This window comes from Paenibacillus sp. Soil787 (assembly GCF_001429545.1).
Taxonomy (GTDB): domain Bacteria; phylum Bacillota; class Bacilli; order Paenibacillales; family NBRC-103111; genus Paenibacillus_E.
This window is the reverse complement of the sequence record NZ_LMSP01000002.1, coordinates 369,209-389,691: the sequence shown is the minus strand read 5'-3', so window position 1 is coordinate 389,691 and position 20,483 is coordinate 369,209. Positions and strand designations below refer to the sequence as shown.

Here is a 20,483-nt window from a genome sequence, read left to right as displayed (position 1 = left end):
CCTCTGTCTACATACTGATTAGCTGCTTATCTCTTTCTTCATTTATCTTACATTTCCTACAACGCAAACGAATAAATACCCATATTGTTTGAAAATTAATGAAAATGTGCATTTTTTAATGCTGCCCGAAAGCGGTTTGTCAAAGAAAAAGTATGCATTTTTTAGTTTGAATTTTTAATCCGCGCTGATACATTGAGATCACACATCAAAACGCTTTTAAGGAGTGGTTGAATGAATACTCAGTTGCAAAATGCTGTTGCCTTAAAAAAAGAAAGGAAAAAAACAAGCTCCCTGCATCGATTTAGCTTCTTAAGTGAAATCACGAAACATTGGTCATTTTATGTCATGGTTTTACCTGGTTTAATCTATTTAATCATCTTTAATTATTTGCCAATGTTTGGAGCCGTGATTGCTTTTAAAGATTACAATCCGATAAAGGGAGTATGGAGCAGTGAATGGATCGGTTTTAAAAATTTCGAGTTTTTCTTCAAATCCGATGCTCTATGGAGGGTGACGTTTAACACAATTTTCTACAACCTCCTCATTATTGTGCTTGTGACCTCCATCGCCATCTTGTTTGCCATCTTGCTGCAGGAAACAGGAAGCCGGATGCGCACAGCGTTCTACAAGAGCGTCATGTTGTTGCCGTTTTTCCTCTCCTGGGTAGTAGGCGATTACATCGTATACGCGCTGCTCAACGTAGATCAGGGACTATTGAACGGAATCCGGCACTTTTTCGGAATGGCACCGATTCAATGGTACGGCGAGCCGTCGTATTGGCGGATTATTATGCCTTTAGCCTTTATTTTAAAATCAGTAGGATACACTTCAGTGATTTATGTAGCCGCAATTACGGGAATATCATCCGATTATTATGAAGCAGCTGAAATCGATGGAGCAGGCAAATTCCAAAAGGCAAGATTTATTACCATCCCTCTTTTGATCCCTGTCATCATCATTCTCACCCTTCTCTCGCTAGGAAAAATCTTCAATGGCGGACTTGGTGATTGGGGAGCGTTTTACACGCTGCCTCGGCAATCTGGAGTATTGTTTTCAACTACTGATGTTATCGATACTTATGTATTTAGAGCATTGCGTACCGTAAGCGATATCGGGATGTCGTCCGCAGTGGGATTATATCAAGCAGTCGTAGGGCTGGTTATGGTTTTGATTTCAAATTATTTAGTTAAAAAATATGATCCCGAAAGTTCCCTATTCTAACATTCTAACTCCGTGGAGGATAAAAAAGTGGCAGCCAAACCGAACAGAATCGTCAGCGCGTCTATGAGATTACCCGTTAATCTCATGTTCATTGTCTATAGTCTCATGTGTTTAATTCCCGTCATATTAGTCCTGTCCATCTCGTTTACGGACGAAAAGTCGCTTATGAGGGACGGATATCATCTTATACCGAAAGTTTTCAGCACGTTCGGGTATCAATATGTTTTCACAGGTACAAACTCAATCTTAAATGCGTATAAAGTTACGATTTTTGTTACGCTCGTCGGCGCATTTTTGCATTTGCTGGTGACATCTTTAATGTCTTATGCTCTCTCGAGAAGTGAAATGAGATACCGAAACCAAATCTCATTTCTCGTCTTTTTCACCATCTTATTTAATGGCGGTTTAGCCCCTTATTACATTTTGATTACGAGATATCTGCACTTGAAGGATACGCTGTTTGTGCTGATCGTAACAGCGCTTGTATCCCCGGTGAATGTATTGATCATGCGCAACTTCTTCTTACAAGTACCGAGCTCTATTATCGAATCGGCTAGAATTGACGGTTCCGGGGAATTTAGGACTTTTTTCCAAATCGTCCTCCCTGTTTCGACTCCGGTGCTTGCGACCATCGGTTTGTTTACTTCGGTCGGCTACTGGAACGACTGGTTCACCTGTTCGCTATTTATCGAAAACCCCAAACTTTATAACCTTCAATATTTGCTTCAAGCTCTTATGTCGAATATAGCTTATTTAACTAGCAATGAGAATGCTATCAAATCCTTTCAAAAGATGATGGAAACGCTCCCGAGTGAAAGCGCCAGAATGGCGACCTGTATCCTATCGATCGGTCCTATCATTCTGGCATACCCCATACTGCAGAAATATTTCGTTAAAGGGCTCACTCTTGGAGCCGTAAAATCTTAACCATTCTACCCCTTTTTTATCAGAGCTCTCCAACTCGCGTATGAAACCGGTCGTCCTGAAGATTCGGGACGACGTGTAGTCACCTTGTTAATCGCCATACGTGGCGTACACAAAACAGGCCAACCTCCATACCTCAGGAGTTGGCCTGTCTTTTCGCTTCCAGCTGTGATTTATACCGTCCGGTAAGCGATGGTACCTGTGTTGATAGCTTGACAAATCTCGAGTGGGCGTTCTGGCGTTTCCCATTGATCGTCAAATTGAAGCATATATCGGAATTCATAGAAGCCGCCTAAGGTAGCTTTGAAGTTCGTCTCCCAATAGTTGGAAAGCGGCCATGAATAAAGCGGCTCCATCATATCGGCTTGCTCCTGGCCGCTCAGCTTGCGAGGCTGGTGCTTGATGGAGCCGGTTTGCAGCAGCGGTGTATCCGGCGTTGCCAAGAGCATGCTGCCCTCAGGGGACAGTAAAACGAGTCCTTCCTGAATACAGTAATAATCGATTAAGGTTCCAGGCAGCTGGTCTTTGTATGGACGAATCGGCACCCCTGGCTTATCCAGCCATAGCTCGCTACTTTCCTGCGTGAATGGAAGCGAAATAAAGACATTTTCCGGATCCCAGACACTGTCCTTATGAATCCGAACGGAAATATCCATCCGGGCAAGCTCCTTATAAGCCTTCAAATAGACAGAATAGTGGCTCATTCCTTGGGCGGCATACGTTAATTCAACGATTCCATAAACGGGACCATCCGTTATTTTTTTAACGCCGCATAGCTTCCCGATGGACCTCTGAACATTAACCCCTTTCCGGTTTCTACCCATGATGCCTCTTACATAGACCTGACTGCTGTCGTTCGCGGGTGTCTTTTCGTAAATTGGCGTGAATGCGCCCGCAAGCCGGTTGGCAGCTAACCATTCTTTACCCTTGCGTTTGTCGTACCAAGAAATGATTCCATCGCCTTCCGCCCAGACAATACGAAGATACGGGCTCTCGAGGGAATGTTCCGAGATCGTTAGCTTTTGCTCAGGCGAGGACTCATTCAAAATAAAAAGATCCGTCAGATCGTATACGCGATCTTGGCCTGAAAGCCGGGTGCTGCTGGCAGTCTTGACTTTAACATCCTGTGCAGGCCGTATAAAATAGGACTTTGTTTCACTCGCTTCCAGCCTTACCACGATTTCGATTTGATTGCCTCTGCTTACTCTCTCCAGCTGATGCGGAATAACGCTTCCAGTACTTTCTTCCACCACTTCCAATCCTTCTTTGAGCCGATCCAGCTCCGAATAGCTGTCCAAATAGAAATGAGCTATATCTTCGATTGCATAGCTATATGGATTGACAACGCGATACGAGAGTTTGCGATCATAGCGAAGCATGACCTCGCCTTGCTGCTTCAGCACTTCATCCAGGGCTGTATAAACCAACCGGCTGGCGTTTGCCGCATAGGCTTCTTTTCGGGCTCCAAGCTTCTGAACCATGAAGTGCCACGGTTCTTTTATAGAAGAATGATAGCCCCACGTATGCTCGGCATACATCATTAGTTGATACTCCGCTTCGCGGATCCGTTCGCCTTGCATCGACTCTACATTAGGCTCCAGCTTGCGAACGACCTGAAGCATCCGTTGGGCGTCGCGGAAAATTTGCGTTTGCATAGGCGTTGAGCTTACCCCGTCGCTCCACCAATCCGGCCAATCGCCCCGATAAACGGGAATTTCGATGGATTGTTCACGAACCAAGTCAAAATACCGGTTCAACGTAGTCATTTCGACTTCTATATGATCGCCGTGTTTTTGGTTCCACTCTTTGATAAAAGTGATGACTCTCGGATTAGGCGACGCATTGTCATTTAATAACCCCATGACATTGACAAGCAGGAAATCGTAAGGATATTGTTCAAGCTCTAGCTGGTTGATATAGCGGAAGATTCGATCCTCGGCGAGTTGCCAATGATCTTTCGCTATCCCCCATACCGAGTACTCATCCTCCCCCCTGAGCGTGTAGGAAAGAACGGCATCTGGATTCAACCCTAAATCGTTTCCAAACATATAATGCTCGCCATTCCAAACTAGGATGCGATTCCCGTTAGGCGTCTCCCAGTAGAAAGGAAACTGCTTGCGGCCTGCCGGAAACATGCTGTGATGCGTATGAACGCAAGAAAGAAGATTTTCGATTCCCACATCCGCCATCGCTTGCGAGTAGCCCCAGCTATAGCCGGTAATGTCCGCCGTCATGGCAGACTTCACCGGAGTGTTTAAATTGATTTCGCGGGCATATTTGCCTGCTTTCGCCAGCATATTGTTAAGCAGCTCATACCCCGCGAGCTCGGTCATGTTCAGATATGTACCCGAGAGCTCGATATCGCCTCGACGTAGGACTTCAGCGAATTGCTCCCGCTCTTCCTCATTCGCCTGTTCGAGAAACCGTTCCACTGCCCAGAACGTTTCACAGGTCCATTTGTAACCGGTCCATTCTTCCTTTTCTCCGTTATGTGCAGCATTGCAAATCGCTACAGCTTGTTTAATGAAGTCCACATGATATTGCTCGATCTTTTCTTGCCTTTCCGTATAGCCGATGTCCGTGTGAGAATGATGTATGACGTAAATCTTCCACTTTTTATTTTTTTCCATAATAATCATCTCTCCCCTACTTGATCAAAAGAGAGGCCATAAAAAGCATTTTTGCTCTTCATTGGCCTCTCGCTTAATTAAATTTTTACTTTGACCACGCTTCAATTACCGCATTTGCATCGGCAGTCAATACTTGCTTCGCAACGTTGGAAATGTTACTCTCCAGAGCTGCATTATCCATATGCTTAAGGAAATCCTGCATATGTTTAACCGCCTGATCCTTAAGACCTTTGGCAAAGAAGTGGTCAAGCGCTAGTGTCAAGCTGTTGGAAAGCTGGGGCTGCAGCGGCCCGGACACATCGCCCGATGCAGAGAATGCTTCCAGAAGAAGCTGCATCGAATTGCCGCTTGTCGAAACTGTTACGTTCCCAGTCCATTGTACAGCGTTACCCGCTTGATCCCTTACGGTTACTTGAATAACATGGGCCCCGAGCTGCCCCGCCCAATTCAGTGCTGTTCCTGGCACATAAGGCTTTTCATCCACCGTTACGGTTTGAGAAGCAACGCCGGATAAGATATCCCCGCTTTGCAAATCAAACGTAACCGTTTGGCTATCCTCGAATGCATCGCCGTTCGCCAGCGGATTTCCGTTCGCTAATAACTTGAACGTAGGTGCCATATTATCAGACTTAACGATAATGGATTTGACGTCTTCCACATTCCCCGCTTGATCCGTCGAGCGATATTGTACTTCATAAATTCCGTTGCCAAGCACAATCGGCGTTGAGTATGGAACGAAGCCGCTTGTCGATTGCGTGCCATATACGCTTTTCACGACAGTAAGCGCATACTCGGTCGAAGCAACGCCGGATATGTCATCCGATGCCTGGAGTGAAACCGTTACGTCCGACGTATACCAATCGTCAGCTCCTGCAATCCCCGTTACTGTTGCATTGGTAACTGGTGAAACGGTATCAGATCTGTTAAACTGTGCCGTTATTGTCACGTCCTGCGACGGCATTTGGAATGTGTAAGTACCGTCACCATTTGCCGTTATCGGGTATACGGTGTTATCCGCGCCTGTAACTTTCAAAGTTGCTTTGTCAAGCTGAAAGCCTGAATATGCCTGGGTGTAAATAGTCACAGTGTCGCTGCTGTGCGCCCTTGAGTAGTTAAGACTTGTGCTGGTGGCAATATCACCTTTTGCAGGTTGCACGACATGAATATTATTTGTTGCATTCAAGGTTATCGGGCTTCCAATAGGAGTGAAGCTAGTGTTTTTGGAAACCTGTTGCAAGGACCATTGCTGGTTCGGTACAACCTCGGTCAGCTTCCAGATCATGCCGTTAGACCATGCTTTTCTCATATTAGCCTGCACCGCGGACGTGAAATTGCCGCCTACAACAAACGCGCCATGTTTTATCGCATTGTTCCAAAGCTTGATATCATTTGCCATGTAAGTCAACGATTTAAATGTATTTGCATTAACATACCAACCGGTTCCGGCATTCCAACCGGCCTTCATAGCAAGGTTCATAAGTAGGTTAGGCTCGTTGCCAGCACCATGACCTCCGCTGGTGTATGTCCAGCCAAGCATTTCCGGGAAAAAGTTTTGACCGTAGAAATCCAAATAATTGGCAATTTGGTTGACATTTGTATTGGATTCTCCCCAGCTGATTCTGGACGCCACATCCCATAAATTTGAGCCCATATCACTATGCTCTGTAATAAATCCGTCTTTGTTTCCGGCTGCATTTATACGATTATAAACTGCGATAGGAAATTCGCTGAATTGAAGAGGACCGTAAGTTGTCATTTTGGTTGCCTCTAAGGCATCATAAGACATTGCATGGACACCTACGTTATTAAATATGTCTGCCATACGGCCGGTCATCTGCTTATTCAATTCCATATCCGCAATATATCTGTCGTAATAGAAATAAAGCAGTTTAGCATCTTCTCCAATATCATGAGCGCTTACCGAAGTAGTACGATAACCGCGCACAACGCCTGTCAATTGCCATTCGTTGGCACTCACTTGCGTGCAGGTGCTAAAAGCAATCATTTCATTGTCGATAAGAACGCTGTTTGAACCTGCTGCGTTGACAGCAGCCGGTGAGAATTCCTTTCCGTTATCGATATATACGGTAGTGTCGGTATTCGACATTGGTCTTGTCAGATGTGCAATGCCCGCGCTTGCGAGCCCGGCATTAGCAAGGGGCTTGATATATGTCACGTCGCCCGGGGAAATCTCGTTCGACAAGGTATGCACGCCCACCTTAATGCCGTAGCTTGCAGCGGTGTCTACCATCTGTTTTGCCGCTGCATCGGAACCGCCGAAGTTGCCGTTAAACTGGAATCCGCCGTCTGTGATCCATGGACCTGATGCGCCGTATTGCCCGTAGATGTAATTAATACCTGCGTCGAGGGCCATTTGGGAGTCATTCACAATGTTATTGGACATATTGTCGGTAAACACTAGGAAATCCTGCGCTGTTTCCAGAGAGGTCTTTTGCCACTTGCCGTTAATCGTCGGGTGCGGCAAGCCTTCATTTACCTCTATGTTGGATAAAACGTTTAATATGTTAGGAGTTCTTGTTCCGAACAAGGCAATAGAGGAGCCTATCATGCTCGCATCGCCTGCATAATCACCGGTAATCGCGGGAATGGTGCGCGTTGGTGAAGCGGCGTTCCATGCCTGAACCTTACGCTCGGTTGGCTTCGTATAATCCCATGTGTATGACTGCAACGCACTGCCCCATGTGCTGAAAGAAGTCGCGACATTATTGAAACCTCTGGTATTGAGGGGATGCGCGAATCCGTTAACGTTCGGAAGATCTGATGGGTAGCTTAAATTGTTATATTCTACCGGCCAACCACCGACGGTCTTACTGTTCAAGTCATGAATACCGATTCCGAAATTGTTGTTGTATGCAACACCTGCAACCTGACCGCCTGATGTTATGCCTGTCTTAATAGGACCCCATAAAACGGCCTGAGCCGACCATCCCGATGGTAATGTCAAATCTTCCAGTGTAAATTTGGTATAGCCGCCTTTTTCATCAATATGTACGGTAGCCTTGCCCTTTATTGAGGCAAAATCCAAGGTTAAAGTCCCGTTTTCTTTGGCATATTGCACCGCTGTTGGATACTGCGGAGCATAGTTCACAATCAAGGACATCAGATACGACGACTTGCTGTCCGGACCGGTTGTAACATAGTCGGTGCCATCGAGCGTGTTGATAAGTTTTGTAACCTGACCGGCGCTGTTTAGCACGATATTCAATAACCCTGCCGGAATTACATTAGCATCCGGAGTAGGTACAGGCACCCATATCGCTGTCATAGTTATATCATTTGTAATCGGAGTGGAAAAAACATAGGGCAAGCCGTTAAGCTCCCATCCTGCCAAAATCATACCATCTCTTGTCAGACCTCCAGGCGGGGTCACCGTACTGCCTTTCGTGACATTTACAGTAATTGGTTCCGCATTCTCGCTGTAAGAAAATTTAACGGTGTATACCGGAACGATTTTCCAATTAGCCACAAGCTTCATGTCACCTGCTACGGGCTGAGAGAAATCCCATGCTGTTCCGCCGGCAACATCCACAGTCCATCCGTCGAAAACCTGACCCAATGTTTGGGAAACAGGGTCGCCCGGCTTTGTTAATATTGTCCCATTGGTTACTTTTACAGTAGATGAAGGGTTAACTCCGTCATTATAATCATAGGTGACGGTGTTCATATAGTAAGCCTGCAGCTGGCACATCTGCGGAAGGTTATTGTTGGAAATTGTGCCTGTTTCGCCGCCAGACCACCATCTAATGTAGCGAGCAGTTGTCGGCGCAAAGTTAATCTGATGACCGCCGGCATTTGTATCCTCCTGATATTCGGTGTCATTTCCTGCCGAAACACCCGCGATTGCTCCGTTTACAAGAGTACCGTTTGCGAATGTCTGGTTCGAGTTCTTTGGATCCTGATGAGCGACATCGTTGACATCCTGATTGAATACGTTGACCCAGTTGATCCCGTCTGCCGAAAGCTGAACAATCTGGTTATGATATGTTCTTAATCCTACTGCCGGGTGATTAGCATAATATTGCCAAATTTTTATGACATTCATCGTTTTGGCTGTTCCTAAATCGATGAGAAGATATACGTCGGAAGTATTGCCGGGAGGTTGAGTACCGTTAGCGTGCGGCGCAACCCATAAATTGGTATTTATTGTGCCGCTTGTAATGTTCTGGAGAGAATATGGGGCGCCTCCCCACCAACCACCGGTGCTCTGACCAGTTGAATCATAATTTGACCCCGTTACGGTGGCTTGATATGCAAGATTGCCCGGAGGGGTACCTGTTGGCGTCGCCGCCGCAACATATGACGGAAGCGATACGGTTATGAAATAACATAAGGTTAGAATAATTGATAAAAGTCTTAATTTGGTTTGCATAGTCCATATACACTCCTTTAATTTTTAACTTTTGAAGCAAGTATTCTTTAACTTAAGCAATGCAATAAAAATGTAATCATCCCTCCGTTCAGATTATTTCCATAAAAAAACAAGCGCACCGGTAAGTAGGATTTATTTACGTATGTAGAAACGAGGCGGGCTAGCCCTATCTTAATCCGAATTTCAAATAACTGCATAGACAAGAAAAATGAAAAAACTCCGATTTTTGAACAACTTGAACTCCAAAATCTGAACATATCCAGGAGTCCCAGCAAATTCCGTCAATCCTTCTCCTGCGAATTGAGAAATTGAACACGGCCGAACTGTTTCGCAAGCTTGATGGATTCTGAAACTACAATCTTTTAACCAAACTCATACCATGCATGTTTTAGGAGTTATTGGAATTGATTCAGGTTGATAACGACAGTGATTTGGGTTACATCTTTACTGTTTTAGGCTAAATACTTCTTACTTTGCACGGGTTATAATTCATTCATATACCCTTGAAAGGGATTACTGTCGACGGAGGGGAACCTATGAATACCGAATTCAAAAAAAGGGATTATCGACTCACAGGACCTGAAAACAAGGCCGCACAAGATAAAGGATTGACGAAAGCCGAGTGGTATTCGAGCCCTATTCCACGAAAGAGAATGAAAGAGTTAATGAAACGTACCGACGGTCCCGCCATTCGCGATACCTTATTCTGGTTTGCCCTGCTTATAGGTTCAGGCACTCTTGCTTACTGGTTATGGGGAACTTGGTTGGCCATACCGGCATTTCTGCTGTACGGGATCTTCTATGCGACTCCTGCCGATTCCCGCTGGCATGAATGCGGTCATGGGACAGCTTTCAAAACGCCTTGGATGAACGAAGTCATCTATCAGTTCGCATCGTTCATGAGTTTAAGACCAGCAACGCCTTGGCGCTGGAGTCACACACGTCATCATACCGATACGTATATCGTTGGACGCGATCCTGAAATTGCAACGGAAAGACCACCCGTATGGCGTGTCCTCTTGATGGAATATGCGCGGCTGGTTTCGGGACCAGCTGATATCAAGAAGATGTTCATGCATGCCGTCGGCCTTATTGAGAAAGAAGAAAAGGAATATATCCCGCAATCCGAATATAGAAAAACGTTCTGGGAAGCTCGCATCTATTTGCTTATTTTCACTGCCGTAATTGCTTCGTGCATGTACACGGGAAGCTTCATGCCAGCCCTGTTCGTCGTATTGCCCACTTTCTATGGCGCTCTCCTTGCGCTATCTTTTGGAATCACGCAGCATATCGGCCTGAACGAGGATGTGCTTGATCACCGTTTGAATACTCGGACAGTGTATATGAACCCGTTTTTTAGATTCCTATACTGGAATATGAACTATCATGTTGAACATCATATGTTCCCCATGGTTCCTTACCATATGCTTCCTGCCTTGCATGAAGAGATGAAAGCCGATTGCCCTCCGGCATGTCCAAGTTTGTGGGCGGCGAACAAAGAAGTGTTCCTCGCGATTCACAGACAGCAGAAAGATCCGATGTATACGATAGAACGCCATTTGCCTAGTACCGCTACCCCATACAAATATGGCTTAAATGAGGCAGATGTCCCAGCTGTAATAAATTCATAATTTTATTTAGGAGGAAAACGACATGAGTCAACTCGAAGGTTGGAATGAAGTGTGCGGCGTGGCACGAGAAAGTTCACTTATCAGGCGGATTCGTCATGGGGCATATCATCGAGTGCCCAAAAAATAACGGCCGATTTGATTATACAACAGGACAGGGTAAAAAAGCCCCTATTTGCGAAGACCTGAAAACGTATCCCATTCAAATCGATTCAGGCACTGTTTTTATAAAAATAAACGAGTAGGAGATTCCTATGTCACATAGCTGAATGGTTATTAACGATCCGGCGTATCCTTATATAAGGTAGCAACGAATTGGCTAAGGCTTAGGCCTACCTTTCGTTTAAATATTTTTCCGAACGAATGAATATCGGAGTAACCCACTGCCGTTGCGATACTTCCAAATGACATGCCCGATTGCAATGCTAATTCTTTCGCTTTTTCTAGTCGAATCCAGACCAAATATTGCAGCGGCGACATGCCAAAGGAATTCCTGAATTGCAAAATGATATAGTTTCTGCTCCAACCGCTTAGCTGTTCTAATTCTTCATGACGAAACCCTTCTCGAAGGCGGCTGTCAATGAAATTGCGGATTAAGATCAGCTTTGCGGTTCCTGCAGATTCTTCTATAACAGATGCCGCTGCTTTTCGATTGTTCGCATCAGCTAACGCCAGTAAAATGCCCATCAGCAAATGTTGACATCGCTGTTGATGATAGATGCAAGGCTGACGATTGTGATGTATCAGTTCTAACAATTGATTTTCGATCGAGCGCTCTGAGAAGTTCCCCATATAATGCGGATTTTCTACACCCTCCCGCCTGAATCCGATCAAATCAAGAATTGGAAATTCCGTATCTCCAAAGTGGAAAACAATCGATACACAAACATAATTTTTTCCAGGTAACGTCTTTATATGATGGAGTTCTTCCGGGATATAGAATAGAAGATCTCCCTTCTTCGTCGTGTAATCAATACCCTCAATCTGGCAGTCCGCCGAACCTTCTATGACGTATTGCAGCTGAAATTGCTTCAAAACACGAGGATTCAAGGACCATCCCTCAGGAGCATGAAACAAATGCGCTAGCGTAATATATGGTGGGAAATAGCTTTCCTTCAGATTTTCCAGCGTTTCAGATGGATCAAGTGTGTACAGCTTGTTCTGCATGTTGCCTCCCATGGAACTTAGGTAGGTGGGGGCTGTTTGACGTTCCCCACACAAACGGAGATAACCGCTGTTCTTGAAGAAGGCGGTTATCTCGCAGTGCATTCGGAATTAATGAAACGTGACCGTCGGATAACATATCCAGGAGGAAGGCGCTGATGTCTTCATCCAGCAATTTAATTTTTTCTTATTGATTATCGGATTGATCATGAGGTACTGCGACGGTAACAGATTCAACCGTTTTATTGCCAGCTTTATCGGTAGCTGTGTACGTGATGGTATAGATGCGTGATTTTTCTGCCCGCAAACTGAATGAAGTGGCGCCTGAACCGAAATCGGCCTCAATGTCGCCTTTACCACTATCTGGTTGATTGCTCGTGATGGACGTTAATACCACGGATTCAACGTCCGATGTAACATCAGTAGAATCCAGCGTGGCATTGATCGTCACCATTTTATGATTCACTGGCCAAATCGACGTCTTATCTAACTGGACGGAAAGCGTTGGAACTGTCTTGTCAACTTTAAATTCGACGGTTTTGAGTTGTTCTACATTACCCGCCTCATCCTTGCTGCGGTATCCGAACTTATAAGTTCCGTCACCGAAGGTTGGAATGGAACCGGTGTAAACGACCCATTTACTGTCATTCACTTGATATTCTGTTGTTACGGAGCCTCCGTAAACACTGGCGCTCACAGATAGGCTTATCGTAACATCCGTCGTGTACCAGCTGTTCTTGCCGTTAGGTGCAGCCGGACTTAACGTTGCGGTGGTTACAGGAGCTATCTTATAAATGTTGCTTACCGTAATGCTGGTTATATTCGATACATTTCCTACTGCATCAATTCCTCTTGCAAACACTGTTTCATTGTCGGATACAACCACTGAGGCGGTGTATGCTATCCAATCGCCGCTTGCTCCCACTTTATATTCCATCAACGAAGCGTCTACCGGGTAGTTGATCGTTACAGTGACGCCTTGGTTGGTCGGCGCTGTTGTATCTACAGCCAAGGTTGCACCGAAAGGCGCTATGTGATCGATATTGCTGACCGTGTAGCTCTTCACATTCGACACATTGCCCGCAGCATCCGTTCCTCTTGCATAAACCGTGCTGTTTTCCGAGACAACTACTGGAGCGCCGTATGCCGTCCATACGCCGTTATCTACTTTGTACTCCTTCACCGTCGCATCGGATGGATAGCTGATCGTTACGATAACGTCCCTATTGGTTGGTGCTGTAATGTCTGCAGATAACAAGGCGTCGATCGGTGCTGTCTTATCGATGCTGACGGTAACCGTATGAGCCTGTTCCACATTGCCTGCGTAATCGACACTCCAATAAACAAGCGTATGGACTCCCTCCGTATTTATCGCGACTGTATTGCCGCTTTGCATGGCACCGCCGTCCAAAGTGAAATTCGTAGCCGCTACTCCCGAGTAGGAATCGACGGCATTCAAAGTGACGATTACATCTTGGTTGACCGCTTCGGCCGTAGCGTTATCTGTCGTAACGGGCGGTGTATTATCAACCGTCTTATATCCAACATTAATTTCTGCCGCAGCAGCCCATCCGCCTGATCCAGCTGTCGCTTCTAAGCGAATATACGTAGCTGTCGTTGGTGCAAATTCCACAGTTTTCTCAGTTGTATTAACCGACCATGTCCCAGTCGCTACTTTCGTGAACGTTGTTCCGTTCGTACTTGTGTACACGTTGTACGCTGTGATGTCCCCGTTAGTATGATCCTGTCTTGGTATATATTTCAGCAGACTTACATTGTAGCTGCCTCCTAAATTCAGTGTGATGGACTGAGGAAACTGATTGATCTTATCCCACTGCATATGCCAAATAGTAGAAACGTTGCCGTCAAGCGCATTAGCTGCAATGTTATTGGCTTTAACCGTCTCTTGACTGGTTGCGGTAGCCGACATTTGAGACTGAGGGATCAATGTTGGAAGAGTTGGAAGTTTGTACATTACCGTCACGCTGATGTTTGTTGTCAGTGCCACGTTATTTGGATTTGCAACTCCATCAGGCAACGTTATTGTTCCGTTCACGGTGAACGTCTGGCCTGCTTGTAAGGACGGATTATAGGATGAAGCATTCACATCCCATACCACACTGGCATTAAGGCTTCCTGCCGTATCGGTTATCAATTTGACGGTTGTAGGCAAGCCAAGAGCTATTGCCGTCTTTGCGGTTCCGTTTGCAACCCCGTTGATGGATGCCGGTGCTGTTATACTTTGAAGTATATTACTATTATCAACCGTCGGATATCCAACATTAATTTCTGCCGCAGCAGCATATCCGCCTCCTCCAGCTGTCGCTTCCAAGCGAATATACGCAGCTGTCGTTGGTGCAAATTCCACAATTTTCTCAGTTGTATCAAGCGACCATGTCCCAGTCGCTACTTTCGTAAACGTTGTTCCGTTCGTACTCGCGTACACGTTGTACGCTGTAATGATTCCGTTAGTATGATCCTGTCTTGGCAAATAATTCAGCTGATTTACATTGTAGCTGCCTCCTAGATTCAGTGTGATGGAAAAGGGGAACTGATTGACCTTATCCCATTGAATATGCCACATAGTAGAAGCGTCGCCGTCAAGCGCAAAAGATGCTTGGTTATTGGCTTTAACCGTCTCTTGACTGGTTGCGGTAGCCGACATTTGAGACTGAGGGATCAGTGTTGGAAGTTTGTATACTACATTTATTTCTGACGCAGCAGACCATCCGCCTGTTCCGGCTATTGCTTCCAGGCGAATATGTTTAGCTGTCGTTGGTGTAAATTTCGCAATTTTCTCAGTAGCGTCATCCGACCATGTCCCCGTCGATACTTGGGTGAACGATATTCCGTCCGTACTCGTGTATACTTTATACGCTGTGATATTCCCGTTTGAACTTCCATCCTGTCTCGGCATATAGCTCAACTGATTGACATTGTAGCTGCCGCCCAAATTCAGCGTGATGGACTGGGAAAGCGGATTGGACAAATCCAATTCCGTATTCCAAATCGTAGACATGTCGCCGTCAGTCGCATTAGCCGCCTTACTGTCAGTCTGTTGACTTATTGCGGTCGCCGTCATCTGTGACTGAGGGATCATTGGAATTTTGCTAACCACATTAATTTCCGAAGCAGCAGCCCACTCGCCTGTTCCGGCAGTCGCTTCCAGGCGAACATATGACGCTGTCGTTAGTTTAAATGTCGCAATTTTCTCAGTAGCATCATTCGCCCATGTCCCAGTACCTACTAGGGTAAACCTCAAACCGTCTGTGCTCGTGTATACTTTATATGCTGTAATGTTCCCGTTCGGACTACCATCCTGTCTCGGTACATATCTCAACTGATCGATAATGTAACTTCCACCCAAATTCAATGTGATGGACTGGGGAAGCGGATTGGACAAATCCCCCTTCGTTTGCCAAATCGTAGATGAACTTCCATCAAGCACATTAGCTGCACTTTGATTGCCATTAACCGTCTCTTGACTTGTTGCGGCAGCTGTCATTTGAGACTGAGGGATCGGATAAAGTTCCCTAACTTCGTTATCGCTTAAGGCCCTGTTGTAGAACCTGACTTCATCCACCATGCCTTTAAAAAACTGCATACCGTTATGTGCCGCACCGATCGTCGTCACACCTGAAGGAACATTAGGCGTCGTTAATCGGTTTGTGATGAAGACGCTGCTGCCATTCACGTACAACATCCAAGTTCCGTTTCTTCGAAGCGCAGTCACTTGCGTCCATTGGCCGACGGGAAGCACTACCTGCGAAGACAAATTAGTTTTGCCTCCTGCCATAATCGACAATGTATCGCCATTCGTATGATCCAGATAAATACCGTACCCATTAGTCGCAGTGTTACCGTTGTACACGATAAACTGGCTGTTCGCTGTTGCGCCATTCCATTTCACCCAAGCAGACATCGTTATATTATCTTGTTGGGTTGATACTAGATTTGATGCAGCTATATAAGCATCGGTGCCGTTCAAGGATAATCCGTTATTGATTTTGCCTGCTGCCCATGCGGCCGTTCCGTTGACGATTCCTAAATTCGCATTGCCCGATGAATCTGCCGCACTTGTGCCCGATGCCTCATCCAGCTTCCATACAGCTATAGGTTTAAACACAGTCGTATTTCCTTGGTAAACGTCTTCAGGAGCACCTATGTTAACACCTGCACTCGTTGTTTGCTGCAAGCTCCATTTTGTTCCTGGGGTAACAACACTCAAGTGCCAATAAGTACTTTTGTCACGCATCTTATCTTTCTGATCTTGTGTAAAAGCGCCGATATTCCGGGCTGTCTCCCACTGTTTAATCGCGTCCAAAATTGCCGCCCGCGTTGTACTATTCATACCGTTCAAAGCGCCAACGGAAGTTTGAAAGCCTGTTCCGGCATTCCAACTGGCCGCCTTGGATAATTTATATTCCGTATCGATCAGGGAGCTTACGCCTAGCCAACCCATCATCTGCGGCAGTAAATTTCGTTGATATACAGCATTTCGCCCATAGATGAAGTCCATGGTCCCTTGTTCTCCCCAGCTTAATCGGGTTTGATTACTCCACGTATTCGGATTCCCATTGCTCGCTTCCGTAATCATTTCGTTAGAGTTGAGCTGACTATGCATGCCGTTGACTAACAATGCGGTCGGATAATATCCATAACCTGCTTGCGAAGCAGTTTCCAGGCCATCCCATGACATCGCCTTAATACCTGTCGTATTAAAGATGGTCGCCAATCGGGTAGACATCTCTTTAATGATGCTTATTCCGCCCACGAGACTGCCATATGCACCGTTCACTAGTCTATGAACCGTGTCTCCACTCGTATGCGATGCAGCCGCTGTACCCCAATTTGCACGGGAAACGCCGCTCAGCTTCCATTCCGTGGGGCTGTTTTGGGTGATGGTAGAAAAGGTCATAATTTCATTTCCGATTTGCAGCGACTTCCCTTGTCCATTTAGAAACGGCGTATTGCTGCTCACATAAACATCCGATCCGGTTGTACCCAAGCTCTGCGTAAGCGTTGCACTTCCACTTTTGACGAGATCTGGATTTGGAATTGGCGTAGTATAACTGTCACCAGAATTATTAATCAAATTGGAGAGCGTATGAACGCCGATCTTGACACCATAGGTTGCAGCTGTGTCCACCATCGTCTTTACGGCAGCATCCGAGCCGCCGAAAGAAGAATTGAATTGGAAATGTCCCCATTTGGTCCATGGACCATTTATGCCAGTCAACGAGTAAATGTAATTCAAACCTGCCTGATTGGCAAACTGGCTAGCTAGTGCCACATTGTTCGTGTTAAGGTCGCTTAAGACTAAGAAAGATTGTGAAGCCGCTTGGGATGTTTTCGCCCATTGCCCATCAAGCATCGGATGCGGAAGTCCTTCGCCGGTCTCAATACTTGCGATCGAATTCAAGATGCTCGATTTGGCAGTTCCAGTACTAAATGCGGTACCGTACAATGCGATCTTTGATCCTACAAGTTGACCATCTGTTCCTGGCAATGCAGGCATCGGTTGGTTTGGTATCCAAAGAGGCGGCGACCACGGCTCACCCGCGCCTCGCGTTCTTGGTACGCTATGATTGTAAGTATAGGACTGCAAAATGCCGCCCCAAGCATTGAGATACGCGCTATAAAACGCGAAAGCTGGCCCAAATTCTCCCGTTCCGTCATTATAAGATAGATTTTCATACTCTTTTACCCATCCGCCGATCGTTTTATTGTTTAATTGTTTGATTCCGATTGCGAAATTTGAGTTATAAACGGCGCCTACATATTCCCCATAATTTTGTGTGATCGAGGTCGCAATCGGCCCCCAGAACAAAATTTCGATATCGACATTTGTGGTAATAGACGTGACTTCAAACGTAGCATAATTGCCTTTAGTTTCTACTTTCACAAATACATGCGTATCAATCGGATTAAAATAAAAGTCAAGCGTGCTTGTCGAGGAATCGTAGCTTAAAGCCGTGGGCAATTGTTGCGCACCGTTCACGACAAGTTGGATTAATGATCTCAGATGTGTGCTGCTGGCATAATCCGTGTTGGTGCTTTCATCCTTTAAATTGGTTACCTTACCCGTATCATCTAACGTCATGATCAATTGCCCCGCATTTATCGTATAGGGTCCCGCTGCCAAAGTCGTTTTTGGAGAGAAACCTATGCCAGCACAAACGACTGTGAAACAAAGAACAATTGACATGAATAAATTCATGAATTTACGATTGAAGTATTTCATTGTAACCCTCCCATGTTAACGTTTAGAATTACGTTCAATTCAAATTATTTGCCCCTTACAACACGGTAAGAGGCAAGCGCCTATTCAGCTATCACTTCGAATATGTACAATCACCATTGCACAACCATTCCGCACAGCAACCTCCAGCTCCAAACTTCCCTCACGGCGTTCGGAATGAACAGGCATTGTATCGTCGCTTCCCGGATGCAAAATTTCGTACACGGCATACCGATCCTTCATGGCGAACTCAGGAAGTCGAAGAACTAGACGAACCGTTTCCGCCTTCGCGAACACGACAGGAACAACGTAACCGCCCGGTACTTCGAACACATTGGCAATCGCGACATTATCAACTACCGAAACCGGGCGAGGAGACAGCGTCCATCTCTTCCCTCTTAGTCGATCTAGCAGCGGACCATACGCCAGAAAGGCTTCATCCACTTCCGGACTTGGAAGTAATGAATGGTCGTTTCCAGGAAAAGGAGCCATCGGAAATACGCCCATATATAAAAACCGTTGAAAAAAAACATCGTAATCCGGCATCACTTGTCCGGCATGAGCGATCCAGCCTAGTACCGGCTTAAATAATCCCAGCATCGCGCTCAAGTTTAAAGCTGCCGCCGCATAGGTGAACTCGTCAAATATGCCATCGACATGCAGCAACTGTTCCAGCCGTTTCGTATGATTGTTGCAGTAAACCACTTTGTTATGCGCATGAAACAATTCACCTAGCTGCTCCGAAACCTGTTGCCAGGATACTTGCAGCGAACGACAAGGTTTCCCATCGAACCAACTGATACCGTCGTCTCCGGAATCGTTGTAAAAGCGTGTCCAATCCAACCGATCGATGCAAATGCCGCTAGATTCTGGAATTAGCTCCAGATGTCTACGTGCCTGATCCAGCAAAAATTGTTGGTAGACCGGCTCGCCCGGATCCATGACCACCGCGTTCGCCCATGACCAATACGGTTGGCCTTGCCGGTTCAATAACAGCGCTTCCTTCAATTCTCTACTTAAATAGAGTGAACAGTCTTTCCAGAGTTGATCGGTTTCCGAGCCTTCCTGTGACTCCACATCGGGCAATGGAAACTGCACATCCGCGCCAAATTCGGTGACGTTGAAGTAGCTGAGTACATGAAACCCGCGACTATGCATTTTCGCCGAATACTCGCGCATGCGTGCAATCGTTTGCGGGTATTTTCCATAGGACATCCATTCCTCATCGTTCGACACATCAGGCAAAAACATACCCATATAAGGGAAGTCGAAACTGGCTTTCCAATTCACTTTAAAAGCCATTTTCTGCATCTTCATTTCATCAAACTCGACTTCGTGCGTGGAATAAGCCCCCGTACCGGCAATATCTTGCGTGATGGACAGCGGTGAATGAAAGTATTGGGGGTATCGCTCTGTCATCCTGCGCAAGCTGCCACGCCAATCGTTCTCGTGTGTAAACAAATCGGCTGAGAAACGAAGCGGACGCCCCTTTTCAAACCGATAGAACATTCGCGTAAATCGGTAGGCACCTTCTTTGTCCGTATCCAAAAACACATCCAACAGCGGCTCTTCCGGCGAGAGCGCGAACGTCAAACCGACATCAGAAGATGCATGAAAAGCACAAACGAGCGGCATGCAAATGAGATCGTTCATAAATGGGCTGAATCCGAGACGTGGGTTATCTTCTTCAAAATAGGGGGCGCCGTACCAAAAGCGACGACTTTCCGCTTTCCTTGGAATAAGCGGATCCTGCCACGAAAAGCGCAAATCTTTTACAGCGTCCAAATCGGCGTTGGCAACGGCCCACGGATCGCCTACGGTGTCTGGACCGTCTGGACGATGATCGGCCCATGTGGCCCAATAATTCGGCCACTCCACTGAATCGCAGCGAATTTCCGAAATAACAGGCGCCGTAAAAGGCTCTTCATAGTCCGTCCACAACTCCGTCTCCCATCGCACCCCTGAGCTAGAGGGCTGAAAACGTTCGGTCATTTGAACTTCGCGTTTGTTTATAATATCTGCAAACGTTCTTCGGCGGATGATTCCGTCTCCTGATGTTACCCAACTTTCCGATGTTGTATCGGTAAAACCGTTCAGCAGCGTGGTGGCTTCAATCACTTGCTCCCCTGTTCCGAACTTAAGCAATACATTTGGCAACGCTAATGCTTTCATATCAACACGCAGCTTCATTCCCTGACTTCCTTCCTTTATTGACTACCACCAGTATAGAATGAAGAGCGTCAGAAGTATTTAGACGGTAACTCTTTTTAGTATCCAAAATCCCA

At 46.1% G+C, this 20,483-nt stretch carries 9 protein-coding genes; 4 read left to right on the top strand and 5 right to left on the bottom strand.

Going from position 1 to position 20,483, the window contains the following annotated elements:
- Positions 1–231 precede the first annotated feature (231 nt).
- A complete protein-coding gene (locus ASG93_RS06175) occupies positions 232–1,221 on the top strand; it encodes an ABC transporter permease (RefSeq protein ID WP_056829893.1) in 990 nt (329 codons plus the stop codon).
- Positions 1,222–1,248: 27 nt separating this feature from the next.
- Positions 1,249–2,148 (top strand): carbohydrate ABC transporter permease, encoded by a 900-nt coding sequence (locus ASG93_RS06170; protein WP_235550753.1) that lies wholly within the window; start codon positions 1,249–1,251, stop codon positions 2,146–2,148.
- A gap of 170 nt (positions 2,149–2,318) precedes the next feature.
- On the opposite strand, the gene ASG93_RS06165 is transcribed toward ASG93_RS06170, so the two are convergent.
- On the bottom strand, positions 2,319–4,775 hold the full coding sequence (locus ASG93_RS06165; protein ID WP_056829891.1) for a glycoside hydrolase: 2,457 nt from the start codon (positions 4,773–4,775) through the stop codon (positions 2,319–2,321).
- An 85-nt stretch (positions 4,776–4,860) separates the two neighbouring features.
- Entirely contained in the window at positions 4,861–9,165 is a 4,305-nt protein-coding gene (locus ASG93_RS06160; RefSeq protein ID WP_056829889.1) for an InlB B-repeat-containing protein, read from the bottom strand.
- 536 nt (positions 9,166–9,701) lie between these two features.
- Here ASG93_RS06160 and ASG93_RS06155 point away from each other — a divergent pair.
- Together ASG93_RS06155 and ASG93_RS37070 are read left to right on the top strand one after the other, a co-directional pair.
- Positions 9,702–10,796, top strand: coding sequence for a fatty acid desaturase family protein (locus tag ASG93_RS06155; RefSeq protein ID WP_056829887.1), 1,095 nt, complete (start codon positions 9,702–9,704; stop codon positions 10,794–10,796).
- A 95-nt stretch (positions 10,797–10,891) separates the two neighbouring features.
- Positions 10,892–11,038: a hypothetical protein gene (locus tag ASG93_RS37070; RefSeq protein ID WP_414858840.1), complete on the top strand. Its 147-nt coding sequence runs from the start codon at positions 10,892–10,894 to the stop codon at positions 11,036–11,038.
- A gap of 31 nt (positions 11,039–11,069) precedes the next feature.
- On the opposite strand, the gene ASG93_RS06145 is transcribed toward ASG93_RS37070, so the two are convergent.
- From ASG93_RS06145 to ASG93_RS06135, 3 genes are all read right to left on the bottom strand, one after another.
- Positions 11,070–11,960: an AraC family transcriptional regulator gene (locus ASG93_RS06145; protein WP_056829883.1), complete on the bottom strand. Its 891-nt coding sequence runs from the start codon at positions 11,958–11,960 to the stop codon at positions 11,070–11,072.
- Positions 11,961–12,144: 184 nt separating this feature from the next.
- On the bottom strand, positions 12,145–18,201 hold the full coding sequence (locus ASG93_RS06140) for a discoidin domain-containing protein (RefSeq protein ID WP_056829881.1): 6,057 nt from the start codon (positions 18,199–18,201) through the stop codon (positions 12,145–12,147).
- 84 nt (positions 18,202–18,285) lie between these two features.
- The gene (locus ASG93_RS06135) at positions 18,286–20,388 is read right to left on the bottom strand and encodes a hypothetical protein (RefSeq protein WP_056829880.1); all 2,103 of its coding nucleotides are present in this window, start codon (positions 20,386–20,388) and stop codon (positions 18,286–18,288) included.
- Positions 20,389–20,483: the final 95 nt, after the last annotated feature.